General features: G+C 62.9%; 4 protein-coding genes and 1 pseudogene. 4 read left to right on the forward strand and 1 reads right to left on the reverse strand.

Translation table 11 applies throughout. The annotated features are described in order from the left end of the window. From AHiyo1_RS17805 to AHiyo1_RS17815, 3 genes and pseudogenes are all read left to right on the forward strand, one after another. The coding region (locus AHiyo1_RS17805) for a DctP family TRAP transporter solute-binding subunit (protein ID WP_059389428.1) at window positions 1-955 on the forward strand (955 nt) is incomplete at its 5' end. 73 nt (window positions 956-1028) lie between these two features. Beyond that, window positions 1029-2967: pseudogene (locus AHiyo1_RS17810) on the forward strand (TRAP transporter large permease). Window positions 2968-2970: 3 nt separating this feature from the next. Next, complete coding sequence (locus tag AHiyo1_RS17815; protein ID WP_059389429.1) at window positions 2971-3870, forward strand: NAD(P)-dependent oxidoreductase; 900 nt, start codon at window positions 2971-2973, stop codon at window positions 3868-3870. 53 nt (window positions 3871-3923) lie between these two features. Here the strand turns inward: AHiyo1_RS17815 and AHiyo1_RS17820 are convergent, their stop codons facing one another. Next, window positions 3924-4175, reverse strand: a complete 252-nt coding sequence (locus tag AHiyo1_RS17820; RefSeq protein ID WP_059389430.1) for a DUF2630 family protein — start codon at window positions 4173-4175, stop codon at window positions 3924-3926. A 158-nt stretch (window positions 4176-4333) separates the two neighbouring features. Between AHiyo1_RS17820 and AHiyo1_RS17825 the strand changes: the two genes are divergently transcribed. Then, window positions 4334-4824, forward strand: a 491-nt coding sequence (locus AHiyo1_RS17825; RefSeq protein WP_059389431.1) for a DnaJ family domain-containing protein, incomplete at its 3' end; no start/stop codon positions are given.

Consider the following 4824-nt stretch of genomic DNA (forward strand, 5'->3'; position numbering starts at 1 on the left):
CGCGTCCGGCGGCGGCCAGGCCGCACCCGTCGCCAAAATCCAATTGTCGATTCCTGATCCGCTCACTTCCTCAGTAGGCGTGTCTGCCCAGCACTTTGCGGACCAGGTGAAGAAGACCTCCAACGGATCGGTGGTTGTTACCGTCGTTCCCAACGGGACCAGCTTCAGCGGCGACCAGAACGCCGCCGTCACCCGACTCCAGGGTGGTTCGTTGGATGCCCTGATCCTTTCAACCTCGGTCTACGCCTCGGTGGTGCCCGAAATGAACGCGATCAGCATCCCCTACCTGTTCAAGGACACCACCGAAGAGGCAGCGTTCCTGGCGGGCAAACCCGGCCAGGACCTGAAGGACAAGCTCGCCAAAAAGGACACTGTGGCGCTGAGCTTCCTCACCAGGACAGGCCGTGAAATCACCAACTCCGTCCGTCCCATTACGCAGCCTTCGGACCTCAAAGGACTAAAGATCCGCGTACCGGGCAATACCTTGTGGACGGACTTCTTCGGCAAGCTCGGCGCCAGTCCCACCACCATGGCCTTCTCCGAGGTCTTCACGGGCCTGCAGACGGGCACCATCGATGGCCAGGAGAATCCGATCGAGGTGCCGTGGACCAACAAGTTCTCGGAAGTACAGAAGTACGTATCGCTGACCAACCACATCAACGACGCCTGGGTGCTCGCCCTGTCGTCGAAGAAGTGGGGGACACTCAGCGCGGACCAGCAAAAAGCGCTCACCGATGCGTCGACGGAAACCGCCTCGTTCAAAACCACCTACGACACAGATCAGGCGAAGAAGCAGTTGGACGAGCTGACCGCCAAGGGCATGAAAGCGAACGAGCTGAGCGCTTCCAGCATCGAAGAGTTCAAGGCCGTCTCCAAGAGCTTGTACCCGGATTTCTCGAAGCTCATTGGCAAGGACTTCTTCGACCAAGCGGTCGCCTTCACTCCCGCTAAGTAATCCATCAACGGGTGGGAGCCCTCCTGGGCTCCCACCACAGCCCCACTCCGCCCGCACACCAATTCCGCTCTCAATGTCGAAAGTCTGGACACAATGGAACACACCCTCGCCCCCCCGGGACCTGGAAGAGGCCCTCCCGCCCGATGCCGAAGAGATCCTGCACACGGGCCACGTCGCTTCGGGCTGGAGCGGCGCGAAATGGCTGGACCGGACCTTGGAGTGGATCGTGGGCGCCGCGATCCTCGCCGAGCTCGTCGTCATCCTTCTGAACATCACCGTCCGCGTCATCACAGGTGATTCGGTTCTATGGACCCAGGAAGTCTCGGAGATAGCACTCCTGACTATCGCGTTCATGGGCGGGGCAATCGCGTATCCCAAGGGCGCCCACATGTCCGTCCAGGCCCTCATCATGCGCCTCCCCGCCGCATGGAAACCCTATCTGGCCGCGCTGGTGGACTGGCTTGTCTTCGTGATGAGCGCCGGCGCCTTCGTGCTTTTCGTTCCCACGCTCGTCCAGCAAATCGAGGAAAAGACCCCCATCCTCCAGCTCCCCGTGTTCTGGGTCTCCATGCCGTTTTCACTGGGCATGGTCCTCATCGCCTGGTTTGCGCTCGTCAAGCTCTGGCGGCAGCAAAAGCGGGCCGTGCTGGTAGCCGCGGGCGTCGCGGCAGCCCTTGTCGTGGTCGTGCTTTTGGCCCCGCCGCTCTTCTACTATGCCTCGCCGAACGTCCTCCTTGGTACCGTGCTCGCGGTTCTGTTCATCCTGCTGTTCCTCGGACTTCCGATCGCGTTCGTCCTCGCCCTGGCCTCCGGGATCTACCTTTACCTCGGAGGGATTTCCGAGGTCAGCGCTATCCCGATCGGCATGGCCTCGGGCGCCAAGGGATTCGTGCTGTTGGCGATCCCCTTCTTCATCCTTGCCGGCACCGTGATGAACTCCGCAGGGCTCACCCTCCCGTTGGCCAAGCTCGTCGACGCCTTATCGGGCACCTGCGCGGGGGGCTGCTCCAGGTGGTCGTCGTGACCATGTACATTTTCTCCGGCATTTCGGGCTCGAAGGTCGCCGACGTCGCGGCCGTCGGCACCACGATGCGCGGCATGCTCGAAGAGCGCAAATATCCGCGCGGCGAGGTTGTCGCCGTACTATCGGCGTCTGCCATCATGGGTGAAACCATCCCGCCAAGCATCGTGCTTCTCGTCCTTGGCTCCATCACCACGATTTCGACCACCACACTCTTCCTTGCCGGTTTTGTGCCGGCCGCATTCCTGGCGCTCGTGGTCATGGCGCTCGTGTTCCTGCGCGCACGCAAACAAGGTGGAGTCGCCAGTCCCAAGGCAAGCTGGCGGGCACGCGGTTCGGCGACCTTCTTCGCCCTCCCCACTCTCCTCCTGCCCGTCGGCATGGTGGCCGGGATCCTGACCGGATTCGCGACGCCGACGGAAGTTTCCTCCGTTGCCGTGGCCTACGCGTTCGTCCTGGCCGCCGCCTACCGCCGGGGCAGCAAGCGGCTGCTCGGGGACACGCTGCGGGAAACTACGACGACGGCGGGCATGGTGCTCTTCATCATCGCTGCCGCCTCTCCGCTCGCCCAGACCCTTGCCCTCGCCGGTGTCTCGCAGCAAATCCACGACCTCATGTCTAGCCTCGGGGATTCCCCGGTCCTCTTCATGTTGTTCACCGTGATCCTGCTCGTCATCATGGGCCAGCTCCTCGAGGGACTTCCCGCCGTGCTGATCTTCGCCCCGTTGCTGCTGCCGATCGCCACTGACTTCGGCGTCAACCCCGTGCAGTACGCATGGTGCTCATCATCTCCATGGGCATAGGCTCGTTCGCCCCACCGGCCGGTGTCGGCTTCTACGTCGCGTGCGCCACCGCCCGGGAAACCGTGGAAAACAGCCTCAAACACTTCTGGCCGTACCTGCTTGCCCTCTTCGTCGGACTTCTGGTGCTCGCGGCGGTGCCGTGGTTCAGCACCTTCCTGCCGGCCCTCGCCGGACTGATCCCGTTCTAAACCATGACGCAGATAACCAACGCTGAGACACCCGTTCCCTCATCGGTGGCCCTGCTGGGTACCGGACCGATGGGCGCCCCCATCGCCCGGAACCTCATAGCTGCGGGCGTGCCGCTGAAACTCTGGAATCGGACGGCCCACAAAGCCAACGCGATCCACGGAGGACAGCCCACCGGTTCCCCGGCGGAAGCAGCCAGCGCGGTGGTGCTGACCGTCCTGCCCGACCTTCCCCAGGTCGAGCAGCTACTACACGGACCCGACGGGCTGCTTGCCGGGTGGAAGGTCAACCGGATAGACAACCCGGTCCTTGTGGTCCACGGCACGGTGTCGCCCGTCGCTGTCGCGGCCTTCGCCGCCGAATGCTTGGAGACCTTTGGAATAACCGTCATTGACGCCCCGCTCAGCGGCGGCACCATTGGCGCCGAAGAGGGACGGCTCAGCATCATGGTTGGCGGCCCCAGTGAGGCCGTGGAGCGCCTCAAACCGCTTTTCGAGCTTTACGGTGCCACCGTTCTGCGGTTCGGGAATACGGGCGCCGGCTCCATCGCCAAAGCCTGCAACCAAATCGTGGTGGCCGCAACAGTAACGGCACTCTCGGAGGCCATGGCACTAGCCGAGGCCTCCGGGCTCGATCTGGGGCATGTCCAAGAAATACTTGCCGGTGGCCTGGCGAACTCCGAAGTCCTTCGACAAAAGGGCCAACGCTGGATCGAGGCGGATTTTGATGGCGGAGGATCGGCAAAGAACCAGCTGAAGGACTTGACCTTCATCGCGGAAATCGCAGAAGAGGCCGGGCTGGATCTACCGGTTTCCAGCAGCGTCCGCAGTGCATTTCAAACGATGGTCTCCCAGGGACTTGGCGAGCTAGACCATACGGGCATCTATCTCAGCATCCGTGCCTAGCCAGGACGACGGCGGGAGCGTCCCGCCCTCGTCGTCCTGGGTTTCCTGCGACTTCAGCCCGTGTAGCCCTCCACCTGCTTTGGGGGCCGTGGCTTGGCCTCGTTCGGGTTCTCGCCGTATTGCCTCTTGGCCCGCCGCTGGCGCAGCAGGTCCCAGCTCTGATCCAGGTCCTGTTCGATGCGCTCCAGCCTTGCCCGGTCGGGGGCATGCGCAGGACCCGGCGGGGCCGCCTCTGCCTTCTCCCGGAGTTCCCGCTCCTCCTCCACAAGTGACTGGATGTGGTGCAGAATGCCCTGTTCGTCCATGGTTACCTCTTCCTGAACTAGCCGTTACCAGTCAGGTTAGTGAGCTGCGCTAGGCGTGAACAGAGGCGGTGTTTGCAAGTGCCATCCCGCCAATGTCCCATTTGCGGAATACTTGGACGCAGATCCAGGATTTCCGCAAGCGAAGGCGGTGATTAGCCGTGAACGGCGAAAACGGTGCGTTCAAGCGCCGGCTGGAGCGAGCCATGGAGCTGCGGAATGTCCGCGCCACCGGTATGACGGCCGGGGAAGAAGCGGAACTCGAGGCCGCCGACGACGAAGAGCGGCGGAAGCGCAAGAAGGTGGACGACGCCGCTCGGGTGGAATACCTGATCCGCGACGCCATGGCGCAAGGGAAGTTCGACAATCTGAAGTACGCAGGCGAGCCGATCCCAGGGCTGGGGGAGCGCTACGATCCCGATTGGTGGGTCAAAGGCCTCATCCAGCGCGAACATCTCAGCGGCCTCGGCCCAAAAGCCATTCTGCTCCGCACCGAGGATGCCGAATTGGATGCGAAGCTTGACGCCCTGTATTCGGAAAAGCAGGTGCGCGATCTGGTGGAGGACTTCAACGCCCGGGTCATTGAGGCGCGGCGCCAGCTCCAGGGCGGTCCTCCAGTGATCACGAAAACCCGCGATATCGGCGTCGAGCT

The organism is Arthrobacter sp. Hiyo1, from assembly GCF_001263615.2.
Classification (GTDB): Bacteria; Actinomycetota; Actinomycetes; order Actinomycetales; family Micrococcaceae; genus Arthrobacter.